Here is an 18,370-nt window from a genome sequence, read left to right on the forward strand (position 1 = left end):
GTCCGGGCTCAGCGGCCGGCCTTCAGGATGGAGGCGACGGCCGGGCCGGCCGCGTCCACGCCGTGACCGCCGCCCTGGACCTCGGCGGCCACCGCGAGGTTGCCGCGGAAGGCGGTGAACCAGCTGTTGGTGACGGACGCGCCCTGGACCTCGGCGGAGCCGGTCTTGGCACCCGCGTTGTCGGTGATCCCGGCCATCACCTGGCTGGCCGTGCCGCCGGTGGCGGTGGCGTTCATCATCGCGCGCAGCTTGGCGGCGACGTCCGGCGAGATCTGCCGGGTGGCGGCCTGCTGCGGCAGACCGGCGACCAGGATCGGCTGCTTGAACGCCCCGCTCTGGACGGTCGCGGTGATCGAGGCGATGGCCAGCGGGTTCATCTGGACCTTGCCCTGGCCGATGTAGTTCATCGCCTGCTCGTCCTTGCTGCCCGGCGTCGCCGGGACCTTGCCGTCGGCGTTCGGCAGGCCGGTCTTCCACTCCAGGCCGATGCCGAACACGTCCTTGGCGGTGCCGGAGAGCGTGTCGGGCTTGAGGCTGGTCAGGCCCTGGTTGATGAAGGCCGTGTTGCAGGACACCATGAAGTCCTGCTGGAGCGTGTTGTTCGGGAAGGCGCCCGGGAAGTCGTTCGGGATCGCCACCGCGTTGCTGCTCTTCTCCGGGCAGGCCACCACGGTGTCCGGGTTGATCCCGTTCTCCAGCAGTGCCGCCGACGTGACGATCTTCATCGTCGAGCCGGGCGCGAGCAGTCCGGTGAAGGCCCGGTTCTGGCCGGTGGCCGGGGAGTTGGCGAAGGCCAGCACCTGGCCGGTGCTCGGCTCGACCGCCACGATGGAGCCGGGCTTGCCGCCCAGGTCGGTCATCGCCTTCTCGGCGGCGGCCTGGAGGGTGTTGTCGATGGTCACCTTGAACGGCTTGCCGGGCTTCGGCTCGACGATGGTGAACAGCTTGTCCTGGGGGCCCTTGCCGGACGGGTCGGAGACCACCACCGCGCTGCCCGCGTCCTGGTCCTTGGCCGGGTCCGCCGGCAGCAGCTTGTTGGCGTTGTCCTGGAGGGTGCTCATCAGCGCCGCGGTGATCGAGGTGCCCTGGATCGGCTTGCCGTTGCGGTCCACCACGGTGGACGGCGGGGCGAAGACCGGCTGGACGGCGATGGTCTCGTTGCCGGACAGGTGGGGGTGGATCACCGACGGCGCCCAGTGCACGGCCGGGGTGTTGTCGCTCATCTTCACGACGCCCAGGAAGCCCTGGTAGTCCCAGACCCGGCTGGTGCCCGCGAACTCGGCGCGCGCCTTGTAGGACATCAGCTTGCCGGTCGGGCCGGGCGTGGCGGTGGCGGACGGCGTGTCGTCGGCGCCCGGCGTCGCGGAGGCCCCGGCGGACGGCTTGGCGGGCGGGGCGGGGGTGCCGGTGGCCGCGGAGAAGACCTGCTGGGTGGTCTCGCCGAACGGGGTGAGGGTCAGCGCGCTCGGCTTGACCTGGTCCCGGAAGGCGGTCAGGGCGGTGGTGGCCGCGGCCGGGTCGTCGGTCAGCGAGGCCGCCTTGGCGATGTCGCCGGCCTGCCAGGCGGTCAGGAAGTCCTTCATGCCGGCGGCGGCCTGTTCGGTCGTCGGCGGCTCGGCGACCACGGTGCGCGGCTTCTTGGCGCCGGAGCCGCCGCCGGAGTCGCCCACCAGGCTGTACACGCCGTAGCCGCCGCCCGCGAGGACGGCGATGGACACGCCGGTGATGATGCCGATCTTCGCGCCACTGCGCATGGTGCAGGTCCCCCAGGGGTCTCGCGGCCGGGCGCAACCGGCGGGGCCGGAAACGCGCTACCCCACCACCCTAGGCAGCGCCGATCGGTGCGTCGGCGAATGGCCCGGCACTTGTGACGGATCTGGTACGTGCCCCGCACCGGGTGCGGACGATTCGTGGGGACCGGGTGCGCGCCGGGCCGGGGAGGGTCAGATCCAGGTGGTGAACCACATCCGGCGGCGCCAGTCCTCCAGCGGGATGGTCTGCCCGGTGAACAGCGGGAAGAAGAACAGGAAGTTCCAGACGATCAGCAGGATCAGCAGGCCGGCCGCCGTGGAGCCGATGATCCGGCGGTCCCGGGAGGCGCCGGCCGGTCCGATCAGGGCGCCGATCAGCATCGTCACCGCCAGCACCAGGAACGGGACGAAGGCCACCGCGTAGAACAGGAAGATCGTCCGCTCCTGGAAGAGGAACCAGGGCAGGTAGCCGGCCGCCAGGCCGCAGAGCAGCGCGCCGGCCCGCCAGTCCCGCCGCAGCGCCCAGCGCCACAGGCAGTAGACCAGGGCCACGATGCCCGCCCACCACAGCAGCGGGGTGCCGATGCCCAGCACCTCGCGGGCGCAGTCGGCGGCGGTGCAGCCGGCCTGGCCGGACTTGGGGGACTCGTAGAAGAAGGACACCGGCCGGCCCAGCACCAGCCAGGACCACGGGTTGGACTGGTAGGTGTGGGGGTCGCTCAGTCCGACGTGGAAGTCGTAGACCGTCGTGTGGTAGTGCCACAGGGCGCGCAGGCCCTCGGGTATCCACGGGAAGTCGGTGCTGCGGCCGACCGCCCAGTCCCGGCCCCAGCCGCCCTGCCCGGGGGTGGTGCTGCTGGCGAACCAGCCCCACCAGGAGGCGATGTAGGTCGCGACCGAGACCACGGCGACCGAGACGAAGGCCGGCACCGCGTCCCGGGCGAGCACCGCCAGGTAGGGGCGCGGGGCGCCGGCCGCCCGGCGGGCGCCGACGTCCCAGAGCACGGTCATCAGGCCGAAGGCCGCCAGGACGTACAGGCCGCTCCACTTGGTGGCGGCGGTCAGGCCGACGCAGACGCCGGCCGCGATCCGGTACGGGCGCCAGCCCAGGTTCAGCCGCTGGGCGAGCTCCGGGTTCGCGATCCCGCCCAGCTTCTCGGCCAGCAGGGCCCGGGTGCGGTCGCGGTCCAGCACCAGGAAGCCGAAGGCGGCGAGGGTCCAGAACATCACCACCAGGTCGAGCAGGGCGGCGCGGCTGAGCACCAGGTGCAGGCCGTCCACCGCGAGCAGCAGGCCCGCCACGCAGCCCAGCAGGGTGGAGCGGAACATCCGGCGGGCGATCCGGGCCAGCATCAGCACCGACAGGGTGCCGAGCAGGGCCACCGCGAACCGCCAGCCGAAGGGGTTCATGCCGAACAGCTGCTCACCCGCGCCGATGATCCACTTGCCCACCGGGGGATGGACCACGTACGAGGGCGTCGCCCGGTACGGGACGGCCGCGCCCGGCGTCATGATCGTGGCGTTGGCGTCTTCCGGCCAGTTGATCTCGTAGCCGCCGTGCCAGAGCGCGTAGGCGTCCTTGGCGTAGTACGTCTCGTCGAAGATGATCGCGTGCGGCCGGCCGAGGTCGGTGAACCGCAGGATCGCGGCGAACACCGCCACCGCGATCGGGCCGAGCCAGCCGGCCCAGCGGCACAGGAAGTACCAGAGGCCCTGCGGCAGCGAGAGGCCCATCCGCAGCAGCAGCGGGGACTGCGGCACGTCCGGGGGCGTCACCCGGGGGCCGTCCGGCATCGGCGGGGCCAGCCGTTCGGTGAGCGTCGCCCCGGGCCGGGCGGTGTAGCCGTACCGGGCCAGGCGTTCGCGCCAGCCGGCCGGCCCGGCCTGCGGTGAGCGGGGGGACGGCAGGCCGACGCCGCCGACCGCGGAGTGGTCTGTACCAGTGGGCGTCTGCGCCGCCGTGTCGCCGTTCATCCGCCACATCGTAGGGGCGCTCCTCGCACGTGTGTCCGCTCCCTCGGAAGCTGACCGAATCGTCACCAAAAGCTCCGGCGGCGGGTAGCTGCGAGGATGGGGTCCGTGACAGGAGTACTCGTTCTCGCAGGCACCCCCATCGGCGACGTCTCGGACGCCCCGCCCCGGCTGGTCCACGAACTGGCCACGGCGGACGTCATCGCGGCGGAGGACACCCGCCGGCTGCGCCGGCTCACCCAAGCGCTCGGGGTCACCCCGGCCGGGCGGGTGGTCTCGTACTTCGAGGGCAACGAGGTCGGCCGCACCCCCGAACTGGTCGAGGCGCTGCTCGGCGGCGCCCGGGTGCTGCTGGTGACCGACGCCGGCATGCCCTCGGTCTCCGACCCCGGCTACCGGCTGGTCGCCGCCGCGGTGGCGGCCGACCTCAAGGTCACCGCCGTGCCCGGGCCCTCGGCGGTGCTCACCGCGCTCGCGCTGTCCGGCCTGCCGGTGGACCGCTTCACCTTCGAGGGCTTCCTGCCCCGCAAGACCGGCGACCGGGCCCGGCAGCTCGCCTCGATCGCCGCCGAACCGCGCACCATGGTGTTCTTCGAGGCGCCGCACCGGATCGCCGAGGCGCTGTCCGCGATGGCCGAGGCGTTCGGGCCGGAGCGCCCGGCCGCCGTCTGCCGCGAGCTCACCAAGACCTACGAGGAGGTCAAGCGCGGCCCGATCGGCGAGCTGGCCGCCTGGGCGGCCGAGGGCGTCAAGGGCGAGATCACCGTCGTGGTCGCGGGTGCCCCGCCGGCCGCGCCCGAGGAGCTGACCCCGGCCGAGCTGGCCCGGCTGGTGGCCGTCCGGGAGGAGGCCGGGGAGCGGCGCAAGGAGGCCATCGCGGCCGTCGCGGTGGAGCTCTCGCTGCCCAAGCGGGAGGTCTTCGACGCGGTCGTGGCGGCGAAGAAGGAGGGGCTGGAGGGAAGCCCGAAGAAGGGGTGAACACCGGGGGTTGCGATGCTCACGCGGAGTCGTACCGTGGAGAGAAGGCCCCGGTTAAACACCCGCTGAGCTGAAGTTTCGGTCGCGCTCCCCGGACCCCACGAGGATTTTCGTATAGGTCTGACCAACGCGCATCCAAGTCTTCACAAGCGGGGCGTCGGCCGGGGCGGTCCGGGCATTTCCTGGAAGGGAAAGACCCAGCCGGGCGAGCGTCCGGCGGGCGCTGGGAGACGGCCATGAGCGATGTTGTCGGTAGCCCCCGCAGTGGCAGCGCACTGAGCACCGCCGGCCTGGCCGGCCGGCCGCACACTCCCGTCGAGACCGTACGGGAGGCCTACTCCTTCGCGTGCCTGCGCTGCGGGTACGGCTGGGAGCAGGCGTACGACATCGAGCACCACGTGGCCAAGGACGGGCACGTCGTGTTCGAGTACCACGCCAACGGCGTCCGGGTGCCGTCACCGCTCCTCCAGCCGGCCTGCCCGGGCTGTGGCGGCCACACGGTACGGATCATGCGCGAGGGCCGGGTCGCCTCCGCCGACCAGGCCTGGCAGCACGCGCCCGGCTACCCCGCCCACGCCGAACCGGCCGGGGCGCCCCCGGCGACCGGGCCCACCCGGCCGCGCGGGCGCTGGGCCCGGTTCTGGTCCCGGCTGCTGGGCTGACGGGGGAGGGACCGCTCCCGGCCGGGAAACAACTCGGTCGAGGGCGGTCCGCGCGCCCGACTAAGCTTTCCGACCATGGCGGCCACTGCAGACCACAGCACCACCGGGGCGAGCGCCCCGGCGTACTACGTTTCCACCCCGATCTACTACGTCAACGATCGCCCGCACCTGGGCCACGCGTACACCACCGTGGCGGGCGACGTCCTCACCCGCTGGCACCGCCAGCGCGGCGAGAAGGTGTGGTACCTGACCGGCACCGACGAGCACGGTCAGAAGATCATGCGGACCGCCGAGGCGAACGGCGTCACCCCGCAGGAGTGGTGCGACAAGCTGGTCGAGGAGGCCTGGAAGCCGCTCTGGCAGCACCTGGAGATCGCCAACGACGACTTCATCCGCACCACCGAGGAGCGGCACACCGCCCGGGTGCAGGAGTTCGTCCAGGACCTGTTCGACAAGGGCGAGATCTACAAGGGCGGCTACGAGGGCCCGTACTGCGTCGGCTGCGAGGAGTTCAAGCTCCCGGCCGAACTGCTCGACGGCGCCACCCCGGACGAGAAGCTCTGCTCCGTCCACAAGAAGCCGGTCGAGTGGCTGGAGGAGGAGAACTACTTCTTCCGCCTCTCCGCCTACGGCCCGAAGCTGCTGGAGTTCTACGCGGCCAACCCCGACTTCATCCAGCCCGCCTCGGCCCGCAACGAGGTGCTGCGCTTCGTCGAGCAGGACCTCAAGGACCTCTCGATCTCCCGCTCCACCTTCGACTGGGGCGTTCCGCTGCCCTGGGACGAGAAGCACGTCCTGTACGTGTGGGTGGACGCGCTGCAGAACTACATCACCGCGGCCGGCTACGGCAGCGACCCGGAGCGCTTCGCCGAGCTGTGGCCCGCCTCCGTCCACCTGGTCGGCAAGGACATCCTGCGCTTCCACGCCGTCATCTGGCCCGCCATGCTGATGGCCGCCGGGCTGCCGCTGCCCAAGCGGGTCGTGGCCAACGGCTGGCTGATGGTCGGCGGCGAGAAGATGTCCAAGTCCAACCTGACCGGCATCGCGCCCACCGACCTCACCTCGCACTTCGGCGTGGACGCGTACCGCTACTACTTCCTGCGGGCGATCCCGTTCGGCACCGACGGCTCGTTCTCCTGGGAGGACTTCACCGCCCGGTACACCTCCGAGCTCGCCAACGACTTCGGCAACCTGGCCTCCCGGGTCGCCGCGATGGTCGGCAAGTACTTCGGCGGGACGCTCCCGGCCTCGGCCGCGCACGGTGACGCCGAGCAGGCCGTCGCGGACGGGCTGGTCAAGGCCGTCGAGGTCGCCGACCGGAAGATCGGCGAGGAGCTGGACTTCGCCGGCGGCCTCGCGGCGATCTTCGAGTTCGTCAAGCAGGTCAACGGCTACCTCACCGAGCAGGAGCCGTGGAAGGTCGCCAAGGACGACTCGGCCGAGGGCCAGGCCCGCCTGGCCACCATCCTCTACACCGCCGCCGAGTCGCTGCGCGCCACCGCCGTGCTGCTCAACCCGGTGATGCCGTCCACCGCCGAGAAGCTGTGGGACTCGCTGGGCGCCGAGGCCGCCGGGCTGGGCGCGCTGTCCGCGCAGACCGTCGCCACCACGGCCGACTGGGGCCGGCTGCCCGCCGGCGCCACCGTCACCAAGGGCGAGATCCTCTTCCCGCGCCTCGAAGAGAAGCCGGCCGCCTGACCATGGCCAAGAAGGACGACGACCGGTCGACCCCGCCGCCGCTGCCGGAACCCCTGGCCGTGGCGGTGGCCGACTCGCACACCCACCTGGACATGCAGTCCGGCACCCCGGCCGAGGGCCTGGCGAAGGCCGCCTCGGTCGGGGTCACCACGGTGGTCCAGGTGGGCTGCGACGTGCCCGGCTCGCGCTGGGCCGCCGAACTGGCGGCCCAGTACGAGCAGGTGCACGCGGCCGTCGCCCTGCACCCGAACGAGGCGCCGCGGATCCACCTCGGGGACCCGGACAGCTGGTCCGGGCAGCAGCGCCCGGCCGGCGGCGCCGCCGCGCTGGACGAGGCGCTCGCCGAGATCGACGCGCTGGCCGCGCTGCCTCAGGTGCTCGCCGTCGGCGAGACCGGCCTGGACTACTTCCGCACCGGGCCGGAGGGCGTGGAGATCCAGAAGGAGTCGTTCCGCCGCCACATCGAGATGGCCAAGCGGCACGGCAAGGCCCTGGTCATCCACGACCGGGACGCCCACGAGGACGTCATCGCCGTCCTGCTGGAGGAGGGCGCACCGGAGCGGACGGTCTTCCACTGCTACTCCGGCGACGCCGAGATGGCCAAGGTCTGCGCCGAGCACGGCTGGTACCTCTCCTTCGCCGGCCCGGTCACCTTCAAGGCCAACCAGCCGCTGCGGGACGCCCTGCTCGCCACCCCGCTGGACCGGATCCTGGTCGAGACCGACGCCCCGTTCCTCACCCCGCACCCCTACCGCGGCCGCCCGAACGCCCCGTACCTGATCCCGGTCACGGTGCGCTCGATGGCCGCGACCCTCGGACTGCACGAGGACGAGCTGTCGGCGGCCGTCGCGGCGAACACGGCGCGGGCCTTCGGCTACTGAGCCGACGGCTCCTTCGGACGACGGCCCGGCCGAACGGAGCCCGGTCGAACGGATTTCCGACGGCGGGCCGAGCGGGGCATCGACGACCTCCCCATCGTCCACGAGTTCCACCGGGACGAGGAGAAGGGCGTCCACCTGCCCGTCGCCCGGCACGAGGGCGTGCTCCGCACCTCGGTGCCGTACCCCGTGGAGATCGATCTCGTCGAGGCCGTCGAACTCTGAGGGCCTCCCGCGCCCGTATCCTTGGCGCGTGAGCACCACCGACCCCACCCCTGACAACCACCTGCTTGGCGCCGCCGACATCCGGGAGCTGGCGGCCGCGTTCGGCGTGAAGCCGACCAAGCAGCGCGGGCAGAACTTCGTCATCGACGGCAACACCGTGCGGCGGATCGTCCGGGCCGCGGAGGTGACGGAACAGGACGCGGTGGTGGAGGTCGGACCCGGGCTCGGCTCGCTCACGCTGGCGCTGCTGGAGGTGGCGCGGCACGTCACGGCGGTCGAGATCGACCCCGTGCTGGCGCAGCACCTGCCGGACACCGTCGCCGCCCGGATGCCCGGCAAGGCCGGCTCCTTCGACCTGGTGTTCAGCGACGCCATGGAGGTCACCGAGCTGCCCGGGCCGGCGCCCACGGCGCTGGTCGCCAACCTCCCGTACAACGTCGCCGTGCCCGTCCTGCTGCACATGCTGGCGACCTTCCCCAGCATCGAGCGGACCCTGGTGATGGTGCAGAGCGAGGTCGCCGACCGGCTCGCCGCCAAGCCGGGCAACAAGGTGTACGGCGTCCCGTCGGTCAAGGCGAACTGGTACGCCGAGGTGAAGCGGGCCGGGGCCATCGGCCGCAACGTCTTCTGGCCCGCCCCCAACGTCGACTCCGGGCTGGTCTCGCTGATCCGCCGCGAGCCGCCGCGGACCACCGCCAGCCGCGCGGAGGTGTTCGCGGTGGTCGACGCCGCGTTCGCCCAGCGGCGCAAGACCCTGCGCGCCGCGCTGGCCGGCTGGGCGGGCTCCGCCGCCGGGGCCGAGCAGGCACTCGCGGCCGCCGGCATCGACCACAAGCTGCGCGGCGAGATGCTCACGGTGGAGCAGTTCGCCGCGATCGCCGAGCACAAGCCTGATGTCGCCGAGCACAAGCCTGCTAAGGACACCGCGTGATCACCGTACGGGTACCGGCCAAGGTCAACGTCCAGCTGGGGGTCGGCGGCCTGCGCGCCGACGGCTTCCACGACCTGACCAACGTCTTCTTCGCCGTCGCCCTCGGCGACGAGGTCACCGCCTCGGCGGGCGAAGGCGTCACCCTGAGCTGCACCGGACCGGACGCCGCCGTCGTCCCGCTGGACGACAGCAACCTCGCCGCCCGCGCCGCCAGGCTGCTCGCCGCCCACCACGGCATCGCCGACCCGGGCGTGCACCTGCACATCGCCAAGGCCATCCCGGTGGCCGGCGGCATGGCCGGCGGCAGCGCCGACGGCGCGGCGGCGCTGGTCGCCTGCGACGCGCTCTGGCAGCTGGACACCCCGCTCCCGGTGCTGCTGGAGCTGGCCGCCGAACTCGGCTCCGACGTGCCGTTCGCCCTGCTCGGCGGCGTCGCGCTGGGCCGCGGCCGCGGCGAGATCCTGGAGCCGCTGGCCGTCGAGGGCACCCACCACTGGGTCTTCGCGGTCGCCGAGGGCGGCCTGTCCACCCCCGCCGTGTTCCGCGAGTGCGACCGGCTGCGCGAGGAGGCCGGCACCGGCTCCAGCGACACCGACGTGCCCACCCCGGAGGCCGACCCGGCGCTGCTCGCCGCCCTCGCCGAGGGCGACACCGTCGCCCTGGCCGCCGCGCTCGCCAACGACCTCCAGCCCGCCGCGCTCTCGCTGCGCCCCGCGCTCACCGCCACCCTGCGGGTCGGCACCGACGCGGGCGCGCTCGGGGCGCTGGTCTCCGGCTCCGGGCCCACCTGCGCCTTCCTGGTCAAGGACGCCGAAGCGGCCGCCGCCGTGGCCGCGGCGCTGCGGGCCTCCGGCACCTGCCGGACCGCCCACGCCACGCACGGGCCGGTGCCGGGCGCGTCCGTGGTGGGCTGAGGCCGGCGGCGGCCTTCCGGGCGGGTCGACGCGGTGAAGGTGTTCCGGCGGGCCCATTAGGCTGGGGAGATCGGGGTGCCCCCGAGAGGGGCACCCGGCCGTCGAGCGGCGGGCCGCCCCGCGACCGCCGACCCCAGGAGCGCAGCACACGTGGCCGTCAACCTCGCCACCATCGAGTCCGTCACGAAGGTCTACGGCACCCGCACCCTGCTGGACGCGGTCAGCCTGGGCGTCAGCGAGGGCGACCGGATCGGCGTCGTCGGCCGCAACGGCGACGGCAAGACCACCCTGATCCGGATGCTCGCCAAGCTGGAGGAACCCGACGCGGGCCGGATCACCTGGAGCGGTGGCCTCGAACCGGCCGTCCTCACCCAGCACGACTCGCTCGACCCGGAGGCGACCATCCGGCACGAGGTGATCGCCGACCGGGCCGACCACGAGTGGCTCGGCGACGCCCGGATCCGCGACATCATCGAGGGCCTCTTCGGCGGCCTCGACCTGCCCGGCTTCGCCGACGGCCTGGACACCGTCATCGGCCCGCTCTCCGGTGGCGAGCGCCGCCGGATCGCCCTCGCCAAGCTGCTGCTCGGCTCCCCGGAGCTGATCATCCTCGACGAGCCCACCAACCACCTCGACGTCGAGGGCATCAACTGGCTCGCCCAGCACCTGCAGAAGCGCCGCTCCGCGCTGGTCTGCGTCACCCACGACCGCTGGTTCCTCGACCAGGTCTGCACCCGGATGTGGGACGTCCAGCACGGCGAGGTGCACGAGTACGAGGGCGGCTACTCCGACTACGTCTTCGCCCGCGCCGAGCGCTCCCGGATCGAGGCCGTCGAGGAGCAGAAGCGCCAGAACATGGCCCGCAAGGAGCTGGCCTGGCTGCGCCGCGGCGCCCCCGCCCGCACCTCCAAGCCGCGCTACCGGATCGAGGCCGCCAACGCCCTGATCGCGGACGTGCCGGACCCGCGCGACAAGTCCGAGCTGATGAAGTTCGCCAACGCGCGGCTCGGGAAGACGGTCTTCGACCTGGAGGGCGTGACCGTCAAGGCCGGCCCGAAGCTGCTGCTGGAGAACCTCACCTGGCAGCTCGGCCCCGGCGACCGGATCGGCCTGCTCGGCGTCAACGGCGCCGGCAAGACCTCGCTGCTGCGCGCGATGCGCGACGCGTACGCCTCGGAGGGCGACGTCCAGCCGGCCTCGGGCGTGATCAAGGTCGGCAAGACCGTACGCCTGGCGTACCTCTCCCAGGAGGTCGCCGAACTGGACCCGGCGACCCGGGTGCTCCAGGCCGTCGAGCAGGTCCGCTCGCGGGTCGACCTCGGCAAGGGCCGGGAGATGAGCGCGGGCCAGCTGTGCGAGCAGTTCGGCTTCGGCAAGGACAAGCAGTGGACGCCGCTCGGCGACCTGTCCGGTGGCGAGCGGCGCCGGCTCCAGCTGCTGCGGCTGCTGATGGACGAGCCCAACGTGCTGTTCCTGGACGAGCCGACCAACGACCTCGACATCGAGACGCTCAACCAGCTGGAGGACCTGCTCGACGGCTGGCCCGGCTCGATGATCGTCATCAGCCACGACCGCTTCTTCATCGAGCGCACCACGGACACCGTCCACGCGCTGCTCGGCGACAAGAAGATGCGGATGCTGCCGAACGGCGTGGACGAGTACCTGGAGCGCCGGGCCCGGATGGCGGCCGCCGCAGCCGCTTCGGCCGCTTCGGCCACGGCTCCTTCGACGGCGCCGTCCGAGACGCCCGCTGCCGCCGGGCTCTCCGGCGGGGACCTGCGGGCGGCGAAGAAGGAGATGCAGAAGCTGGAGCGGCAGATCGCCAAGCTGGACGAGAAGGAGTCCAAGCTGCACGCCCAACTCGCCGAGCACGCCGCCGACTTCTCCAAGGTCGCGGAGCTGGACGCGCAGCTGCGCGGGGTCCGGGAGGAGAAGGAGGAGCTGGAGATGAGCTGGCTGGAGCTGGCCGAGCAGGTCTGATCCCCTCTCGGTGGGCTCGGGCTTGGTGGGCCTAGGTACGGCGGAGGAGCGTTTCGAGCTCCTCCGCGGCGCGGCCCAGAGCACTGCGGGTGGGGTCGTGCGGGGCCGTCGGGCTCACCGGCGCGTTCGGGCCTGCCGGGGTGGCGGGCGGCTGGTGCGCGCGGGCGGCGGCCGCCAGCTCGTCCAGTGAACGGTGGACCCGGTCGACCTCGGCCGGGTCCGGCACCCGTCCGCCGTACCGGATCTGCGCCGCGAACGCCGCCACCGCGCCGCCCAGCCGCTCCAGCGCCGCCGTCGCCGGCAGCCAGAGCTCGGCCAGCCGGCCGGTGGGCGGCGGCTCGGACAGGCCCTGCCGCACCTCCTGGCGGGCGTCCGCGAGCGAGCGGTAGGCCGTACGGCGCAGCCACACCTGGGCGGTGCCGGGCTCGGGCGTGGCGCCTTCGGCGGTGGTGTCTTCGCTGGTGACGTTTTCGCCCCCGGGGTCCCTGGGGGTGGGGTCCCCGGGGGAGGTGCTCCTGGGGGTGGCGTCCGCGACGACGGCGTCGAGGTAGGCCCGCAGGGCCGTCGTCGCGGCGACCAGCCGGGGCTCGATCCGGTGGCGCGGGCGCTCCGGCCACAGCAGGTAGCCGAAGAGCAGGACGATCGCGCTGGCCAGCACGGAGTCCAGGAGCCGGGGCCGGAACTCGGCCGCGCCGCTCTGCCCGCCGAGCTGCAGCAGGATCAGCGCCATCGGCGTCATCACCACGGTGTTCAGCCCGTAGTGCGCCGCCGTCGCGTACGGGAGCAGGGCCACGCAGAGCGCGGCCATCGCGGTCAGCGCCCACTCGTCGGTGGTGGCCATCAGCAGCGCCGCGGTCACGGCCACCCCGAACACCGTGCCGATCGAACGGCTCACCGCGCGCAGGAACACCGACCCGAGGTCGGGCTTGAGCACGAAGGCGATCGTCATGGGCACCCAGTAGCTCTTGCTGAGCGGGTAGTTGGCGGTGACCGCCGAACCGACCGCGATGCACAGCGCGACCCGCAGCCCGTACCGCGTCGACCCCCGGGACAGCAGCCGCGCCCGCAGCCGCCAGGGGTCCGGCGGGGGCTCGGGCGCGGTGCCCAGCCGCGCGTCACGGCCGGCCACGGTGTCGGCGGCAGCGCGCAGCGCCACGTCCAGGGCCTGCCGCGAGGGGGTGTCAGGCCGCCAGTCGGGGACGGAGACCTCGCCACCGCCCCGCCGCACGGCCGCCGCCAGCCGGTCCGGCACCCGCGCCACCTCCGGCGGGACGGGGCGGTGGGCCCACAGCAGCCCGGTGGCCGCCTCGGTGGCGGCGAGGGCGGCCTCGTACATCAGGCCCCGCCGGTTCCGTACGCCCCGATGGTCCCGTACGCCCCGCCGGTTCCGTACGCCTCGGTGGCCCGTGTCGAGCAGGTCCTGGAGCTGGTTCAGGCGGGCCGTCAGCACTTGGCGCGAGCCGGCCGCGCGCGGCCCGCCCAGGTCGGCGAGGGTACGGCCGAGCGCTTCGTACGCGGCGGCCAGCGCCCGGTCGCGCGGATCCGCGGCGGGCCGGTTCGGGGCGCCCGCGGGCAGCCCGAGCAGCACCACGAACGCGGCACCGACCGGCATCATCGGCGCCGCCGCCCACCACGGCTGCGGCAGCGGCATCCCACTGCCCAGCGCGGCCGACACCAGCAACAGCATCCCGGCCGCCGAGCCGCGCGGGCCGGTCGCGCTCAGGGCGCCGGAGGCGAAGGCGGTCAGCGTCAGCGCGAAGCCGAGGACCAGCCCATCCACGTCGGCGTGCTGGAGAGCGGTACCGATCAGCATGCCGACCGCGGAGGCGAGAACGGCCGTCCCGATCCGGGCCGCCCGCGGCCCGCCCGGCTCGGCGCGGTCGTTCATCGTCGCGTGCATCGCCCCGAGCCCGGCGAACACCCCCAGGTCCAGCCGGTGCGTCAGCAGCCCCACCGTCAACGGCACCGCCATCCCCACCGCCGCCCGCACCATCAGCCCCACCGGCAGGGGCGGCCGCGCGGGCCGTACGGCACGGGCCCACCAGACAGTGGAGTCGGGGGAGCTCATCGGGTCACGTCCATTCCGCGGCCTTGGGTCGCTGCTGTGCGACATTGCGCGGCAGATGGGGCGTACCGGGCCAGTCTAACCAGGGCCGTCCCGGCAGCCGGTACGTGTCAAGTTCGTACCGATCGCGTACGGCCGGGCCAAGGGCCCTGCCGGTCCGACAGAGGTGGTGGCTACGATGACGGAGGCGGAAACCGCCCACAGGGCGGGCGGTGTGCCGACCAGGACGGTACAACCCAGAAGTTGACGGTGTGTTGCGGCCCGACGCCCCCCGGGAACCCCGGGGCCGGCCGGCCGTACGGGGGAGAGGTGAACTGCTGTGGCAGGCAATGGTGCAACGAGTTCGGGGACGCCGACTCCTTCGGCGAGCCCGTCGCCCAGTCCGACGCCGACGCCCTCGGCGGGCCCTTCACCGAGCCCGTCGCCCGGTCCGGCCCCGAGCCCTTCGCCCAGCCCCTCGCCGAGCCCTTCGGCAAGTGCCGCACCCAACCCTTCCGCGAGCCCCGCGCCCAGCCCTTCGGGCACCGACCCGAACGGGCAGGGGACTTCGAGCGACCCGGCGCCGTTCATGCTGGACCAGAAGCTTCCGTGGCCGTTCGGCGGTGTGAACATCGCACCCGTCGTCAGCACGGTGCAGACGAACGTCAGCGCCAGTGACCTGGTGTCGGCCTTCGGCAAGCAGGACGTCCAGGTCGAACTCGACACGCTCAAGACGTTCGCCGGGAAGGTCGAAGCGTTGCTCGCCGCGATGGAGGGGTCGCCGGCGGCGCCGTACAAGCTCCAGGAACAGAAGCTGACGGGCAAGAGCTTCGCGAGCGCGGAGTTCGCGGAGGCGACGGCCCTGACCACCGCCTACGGGAAGGTCCACGGCCAGCTCGTCCAGCTGCACAAGGACTTCGCGGCGCAGATCCAGGCGATGCAGACGGCGGTCTCGCGGACGGCGAGCAACTACGCGACCAACGAGGACCACACGACGGCCGCGCAGAACGGCGTCGCGCAGAACGCGGGCTACACCACGCCGGCGCCGGGGGCGAACGGCAGTAACTACTGATGGTGGTCCGGGGAGAGTCCTACGGGGAGACGGGGAGCAAGTAGTGTCAGGCAGCACGAACTTCGAAGGCATCGAACACGCCCACCTGCGGAAAATGGTGGACAGCACGGATCCGGCGACGGTCCTCAGCCGTGGCACTCAGCTGCAGTCGGCGGGCCGGGTGCTGCGGGAACTGAGCGCGGCGCTCAAGTCGCACGTCGGCAACGTCACCTGGGAAGGTCCGGCTGCCGAGAGCTTCAAGACCTGGGTGAACAACCTGCAGCAGTCGGCGCAGATCATCGGTGACCACGCCACGACCGCCGGCGACGCGATGCACCAGGCCGGCGAGGCGCTCAGCACCGCCAAGGTCGCCGTGCCGGAGCCTCCGAAGACGGAGATCCAGACGGTCGCCAAGTACAACGGCCAGCCGAAGGTCGTCAGCGTTCCCCAGAATGTCGTCGGTCAGACGTCCGACGAGTACATGAAGTCGGTTCCGCCCCACGACTGGGTGACCGCGACGGAGTTCGCGACGGCCAAGGCGAAGGTCGACAAGGAGCACCAGGAAGCCGTTCTCCAGATGGAGAAGCTGGCGCAGGCGTACAGCGCGGCGACGACGACGCTGAACGGGATTCCTTCGGACGTGGTGCTGCCGGGAACGCCTGATTCAGGGAGCCGAGGCGGCGATTCAGACGTGTCCGGTGGCGGCGGACCCGGCGGCGCCGGCAGCTCCGGGGGCTCGGTTCGCACGCCCCGCATGAGTGGCGGCGGCGGTGGCGGATCCAACCCGTTGGGCGGTGGCGGAAGTGGCGGCGGAAAGGTCCAACTCCGCGACCCGGGTTCGGGCGGCCCCGGCCCGTCGAACCCGGGCAACACCCCACCCTCGTACGGCGGCGGGGGCCAACTGCCGCCCATGCCGCAGGACCCGGGCAACTCGATCCCGCCGTCCCACCCGCAGGACCCGATCAACCGACCGGGCACCGGCCTTGACAGCCTGCCCACGCCGACGCTTCCGACTCAGACCGGTCCGTACGGTCCCGGTGGCGGGCAGCTGCCGACGGACGGGCCGAGCACCCTTCCCGGGTACCCGTCCGGGCCGAACGGTCCGGGGGGAGGCCCCGGTATCCCCGGTGGCGGCCCGATGCCCGGTATCCCGGCGGGACCCGGCGGTGGCAGCATCCCGGCCAGGGGCGGCGGTGGCGGTGGGTCCATCCCCGGGAAGGGCGGCGGCCAGATTCCGGCGCGTACGACCCCGTTCGGCGGCGGTCCCGGGCAAGGGAAGGGCGGTACCCCGGGTCTGCCCAGCGGGACGGTCTTCGGCGCACGTGAGGCGGCGGGGCCGGGCGGTGGCCGGGTCGGTGGGCCGGCCGGCATGGGTGGGGGCATGCACCCCGGCATGGGCGGCGCCCACGGTGGCGCGGTCGGCGCCGGCGGCGGTTCGCGCGGTGGCCGGGGCCTGTCCTCGACCACCGGCGGCACGGTCGGCGGCCGCAAGGGCCCGACTGCGGGCGGCGAGTTCACCCCCGGTGGTACGGGCCTGCGCAACCGCGCGGCGGGCGCCGTCGAGGGCGGTGCCCAGTCCAGGCAGAACGGCATGATGGCTCCCGGAGCCGCGGGCCACGGCAACCGGAAGGAACGCGACCGCCGCAAGCGGGCCGACTACCTCCACGAGGACGAGGAGACCTGGACCAACGGAACGCCGGAGAGCAACCCGGACGTGATTGAGTAGGACGGCAACGACTGCCCGGCCACTGGGCCTCCCCAGTGGCCGGGCAGGCTTGTTCGGGGCACGCTTCCCGGTCGACGGAGAGATTGACGAGGAGTTGTGATGGGGCGGACGAACGCGCGAGCGCGTTGGCGGGCTACTGCTGCGGCACTTCTGGCGGCGGGGATCGTGGTCGGCCCGGTCGCAGCGCCCGCAGTTGCCGAGGACGCGATTCGGCAACAGCAATGGCACTTGGACGCCATGCACGCCCCGGAGATGTGGAAGGTGGCCAAGGGACAGGGTGTCACGGTCGCGGTGATCGACAGCGGGTTCAAGCTTGATCACCCCGACCTGGAAGGGCAGTTCCTTCCAGGAAAGGACTTCAGCGGAAGCCCGGGTGGAGTCGGATCCTATGCGGAGAACCATGGCACGCTGATGTCCAGCCTCATCGCGGGAACCGGCAAGTCGGATGGCGGGAAGGGCGCCTATGGTCTCGCCCCGGGATCCAGGATTCTTCCGTTGAAGTTCGCCAATGGGTCTGAGCATGCGGTGGTTTCCGCTGACTTCCTGAGCCAGATCGGGCAGGCGGTGACGTATGCGGTCGAGCAGGGCGCCAAGGTCATCAACATCTCGCAAGGAATGGCCGCCGTCACGACGTCTCCGGCTGATGTGGAGAAGCTGAACAAGATTTTGGCGTGGGCTCGCTCAAAGGGATCGCTGGTGGTCGCCAGCGTTGGAAATTCCGGAGACCAGGGGAACGTCGTCGAGTACCCGGGAGCCCTGCCCAATGTGGTCGGGGTGGGAGCTTCGGACCGGAACGGTACTGTCACCGCTGAGTCCGAGCGTGGGCCACAGGTTGTTTTCGTGGCTCCTGGTATGGATATGGTCGGTGCTTGTCCCGGCGCCACGGGGTACTGCAAGGGGCATGGCACGTCCGACGCGACCGCAATGGTTTCCGCATCGGCGGCTCTGGTGTGGTCGGTGCATCCCAACTGGACGGCGAATCAGGTTCTGCGGGTCCTCATCAATACGGCGGGGAGGCCGAATGACGGGTCGGTTCGCAACGACATCGTTGGTTATGGCGCGGTGCGGCCGCGCGTCGCGCTGACGGACCCTGGCGATCCCGGCCCGGCGGACGTGTCGCCGCTTCCGGCCGATGCGGCTCCGCCGTCGGCGGCTCCGCAGCCGTCCGCGAGCGGGTCTGCGCCTGCGTCGGCGGTGCCGGTCCCGACGGGGAGCCCGACCGATGAGGCCGTCGGTGTGCCGTCGGAGCAGCCGACGGCGAAGGCGTCGTCGGGCTCGGGCAACTCCTTGCCGGTTGTGGCGGGTGTGGTGGCCGGGCTGGTGGTGGTGGCCGGCGTGGTGTTCGCGGTGGTGCGGCGTCGGCGGAAGCCGGCTGCGCAGCCGGTCGTTCAGGTGCCGGTGGTGCCGCCGATGCCGGCACAGCAGCCGATGGGCGTGGTGCCGCCGCCTCCGCCGTCGTACCAGCAGCCGCCGGTACCGCCGGAGGACAACCCGTACGCACGGTAGGCGCGTTCGGAGCGGACAGCGCGCGTGAGGGCGTCGGGGCCGAGCCCCCGGCGCC

The 18,370-nt window shown here is 72.6% G+C and carries 13 protein-coding genes; 10 read left to right on the top strand and 3 right to left on the bottom strand.

Annotated features, from left to right (window positions below; genetic code table 11):
* Positions 1–8: 8 nt before the first annotated feature.
* Positions 9–1,754, bottom strand: a complete 1,746-nt coding sequence (locus ACFRMQ_RS21995) for a penicillin-binding transpeptidase domain-containing protein (protein ID WP_380732226.1) — start codon at positions 1,752–1,754, stop codon at positions 9–11.
* A 189-nt stretch (positions 1,755–1,943) separates the two neighbouring features.
* Positions 1,944–3,734, bottom strand: coding sequence for a dolichyl-phosphate-mannose--protein mannosyltransferase (locus ACFRMQ_RS22000; protein WP_380732227.1), 1,791 nt, complete (start codon positions 3,732–3,734; stop codon positions 1,944–1,946).
* 96 nt (positions 3,735–3,830) lie between these two features.
* Between ACFRMQ_RS22000 and rsmI the strand changes: the two genes are divergently transcribed.
* The 7 genes from rsmI to ACFRMQ_RS22035 all read left to right on the top strand — a co-directional run bounded on the left by rsmI (position 3,831) and on the right by ACFRMQ_RS22035 (position 11,988).
* A complete protein-coding gene (rsmI, locus tag ACFRMQ_RS22005; protein WP_380732228.1) occupies positions 3,831–4,700 on the top strand; it encodes a 16S rRNA (cytidine(1402)-2'-O)-methyltransferase in 870 nt (289 codons plus the stop codon).
* Positions 4,701–4,936: 236 nt separating this feature from the next.
* A complete protein-coding gene (locus ACFRMQ_RS22010) occupies positions 4,937–5,362 on the top strand; it encodes a hypothetical protein (protein WP_380732229.1) in 426 nt (141 codons plus the stop codon).
* A 75-nt stretch (positions 5,363–5,437) separates the two neighbouring features.
* Complete coding sequence (gene metG, locus ACFRMQ_RS22015) at positions 5,438–7,060, top strand: methionine--tRNA ligase (RefSeq protein ID WP_380732230.1); 1,623 nt, start codon at positions 5,438–5,440, stop codon at positions 7,058–7,060.
* Between the two features lie 2 nt (positions 7,061–7,062).
* The gene (locus ACFRMQ_RS22020) at positions 7,063–7,941 is read left to right on the top strand and encodes a TatD family hydrolase (protein WP_380732231.1); all 879 of its coding nucleotides are present in this window, start codon (positions 7,063–7,065) and stop codon (positions 7,939–7,941) included.
* A gap of 250 nt (positions 7,942–8,191) precedes the next feature.
* Positions 8,192–9,094 carry a 16S rRNA (adenine(1518)-N(6)/adenine(1519)-N(6))-dimethyltransferase RsmA gene (rsmA, locus tag ACFRMQ_RS22025; RefSeq protein ID WP_380732232.1) on the top strand — a complete coding sequence of 301 codons (903 nt, stop codon included), beginning with the start codon at positions 8,192–8,194 and terminating at the stop codon, positions 9,092–9,094.
* Positions 9,091–10,008 carry a 4-(cytidine 5'-diphospho)-2-C-methyl-D-erythritol kinase gene (locus ACFRMQ_RS22030; RefSeq protein ID WP_380732233.1) on the top strand — a complete coding sequence of 306 codons (918 nt, stop codon included), beginning with the start codon at positions 9,091–9,093 and terminating at the stop codon, positions 10,006–10,008. Before rsmA ends, ACFRMQ_RS22030 begins: the two co-directional genes overlap by 4 nt.
* A 150-nt stretch (positions 10,009–10,158) precedes the next feature.
* Positions 10,159–11,988 carry an ABC-F family ATP-binding cassette domain-containing protein gene (locus ACFRMQ_RS22035; protein ID WP_380732234.1) on the top strand — a complete coding sequence of 610 codons (1,830 nt, stop codon included), beginning with the start codon at positions 10,159–10,161 and terminating at the stop codon, positions 11,986–11,988.
* 31 nt (positions 11,989–12,019) lie between these two features.
* On the opposite strand, the gene ACFRMQ_RS22040 is transcribed toward ACFRMQ_RS22035, so the two are convergent.
* Positions 12,020–14,056 carry an FUSC family protein gene (locus ACFRMQ_RS22040; RefSeq protein ID WP_380732235.1) on the bottom strand — a complete coding sequence of 679 codons (2,037 nt, stop codon included), beginning with the start codon at positions 14,054–14,056 and terminating at the stop codon, positions 12,020–12,022.
* A 565-nt stretch (positions 14,057–14,621) separates the two neighbouring features.
* Here ACFRMQ_RS22040 and ACFRMQ_RS22045 point away from each other — a divergent pair.
* The 3 genes from ACFRMQ_RS22045 (at position 14,622) to mycP (ending at position 18,315) form a co-directional block, all read left to right on the top strand.
* Positions 14,622–15,104, top strand: a complete 483-nt coding sequence (locus ACFRMQ_RS22045) for a hypothetical protein (protein WP_380732236.1) — start codon at positions 14,622–14,624, stop codon at positions 15,102–15,104.
* A 43-nt stretch (positions 15,105–15,147) separates the two neighbouring features.
* The gene (locus tag ACFRMQ_RS22050) at positions 15,148–16,809 is read left to right on the top strand and encodes a WXG100 family type VII secretion target (protein WP_380732237.1); all 1,662 of its coding nucleotides are present in this window, start codon (positions 15,148–15,150) and stop codon (positions 16,807–16,809) included.
* Positions 16,810–16,908: 99 nt separating this feature from the next.
* On the top strand, positions 16,909–18,315 hold the full coding sequence (gene mycP / locus ACFRMQ_RS22055) for a type VII secretion-associated serine protease mycosin (RefSeq protein WP_380732238.1): 1,407 nt from the start codon (positions 16,909–16,911) through the stop codon (positions 18,313–18,315).
* The last annotated feature ends 55 nt before the right edge of the window (positions 18,316–18,370 follow it).

The sequence above is a fragment of the Kitasatospora sp. NPDC056783 genome, assembly GCF_042789895.1.
In the GTDB taxonomy this organism is placed as follows: Bacteria; Actinomycetota; Actinomycetes; order Streptomycetales; family Streptomycetaceae; genus Kitasatospora.

Excerpts from the sequence above, each read along its gene's own strand:
- ACFRMQ_RS21995 (WP_380732226.1), bottom strand. The coding sequence starts at position 1,754 with ATGCGCAGTGGCGCGAAGATCGGCATCATCACCGGCGTGTCCATCGCC.
- ACFRMQ_RS22000 (WP_380732227.1), bottom strand. The coding sequence starts at position 3,734 with ATGTGGCGGATGAACGGCGACACGGCGGCGCAGACGCCCACTGGTACA.
- ACFRMQ_RS22010 (WP_380732229.1), top strand. The coding sequence starts at position 4,937 with ATGAGCGATGTTGTCGGTAGCCCCCGCAGTGGCAGCGCACTGAGCACC.
- metG (WP_380732230.1), top strand. The coding sequence starts at position 5,438 with ATGGCGGCCACTGCAGACCACAGCACCACCGGGGCGAGCGCCCCGGCG.
- ACFRMQ_RS22020 (WP_380732231.1), top strand. The coding sequence starts at position 7,063 with ATGGCCAAGAAGGACGACGACCGGTCGACCCCGCCGCCGCTGCCGGAA.
- ACFRMQ_RS22040 (WP_380732235.1), bottom strand. The coding sequence starts at position 14,056 with ATGAGCTCCCCCGACTCCACTGTCTGGTGGGCCCGTGCCGTACGGCCC.
- ACFRMQ_RS22045 (WP_380732236.1), top strand. The coding sequence starts at position 14,622 with ATGCTGGACCAGAAGCTTCCGTGGCCGTTCGGCGGTGTGAACATCGCA.
- mycP (WP_380732238.1), top strand. The coding sequence starts at position 16,909 with ATGGGGCGGACGAACGCGCGAGCGCGTTGGCGGGCTACTGCTGCGGCA.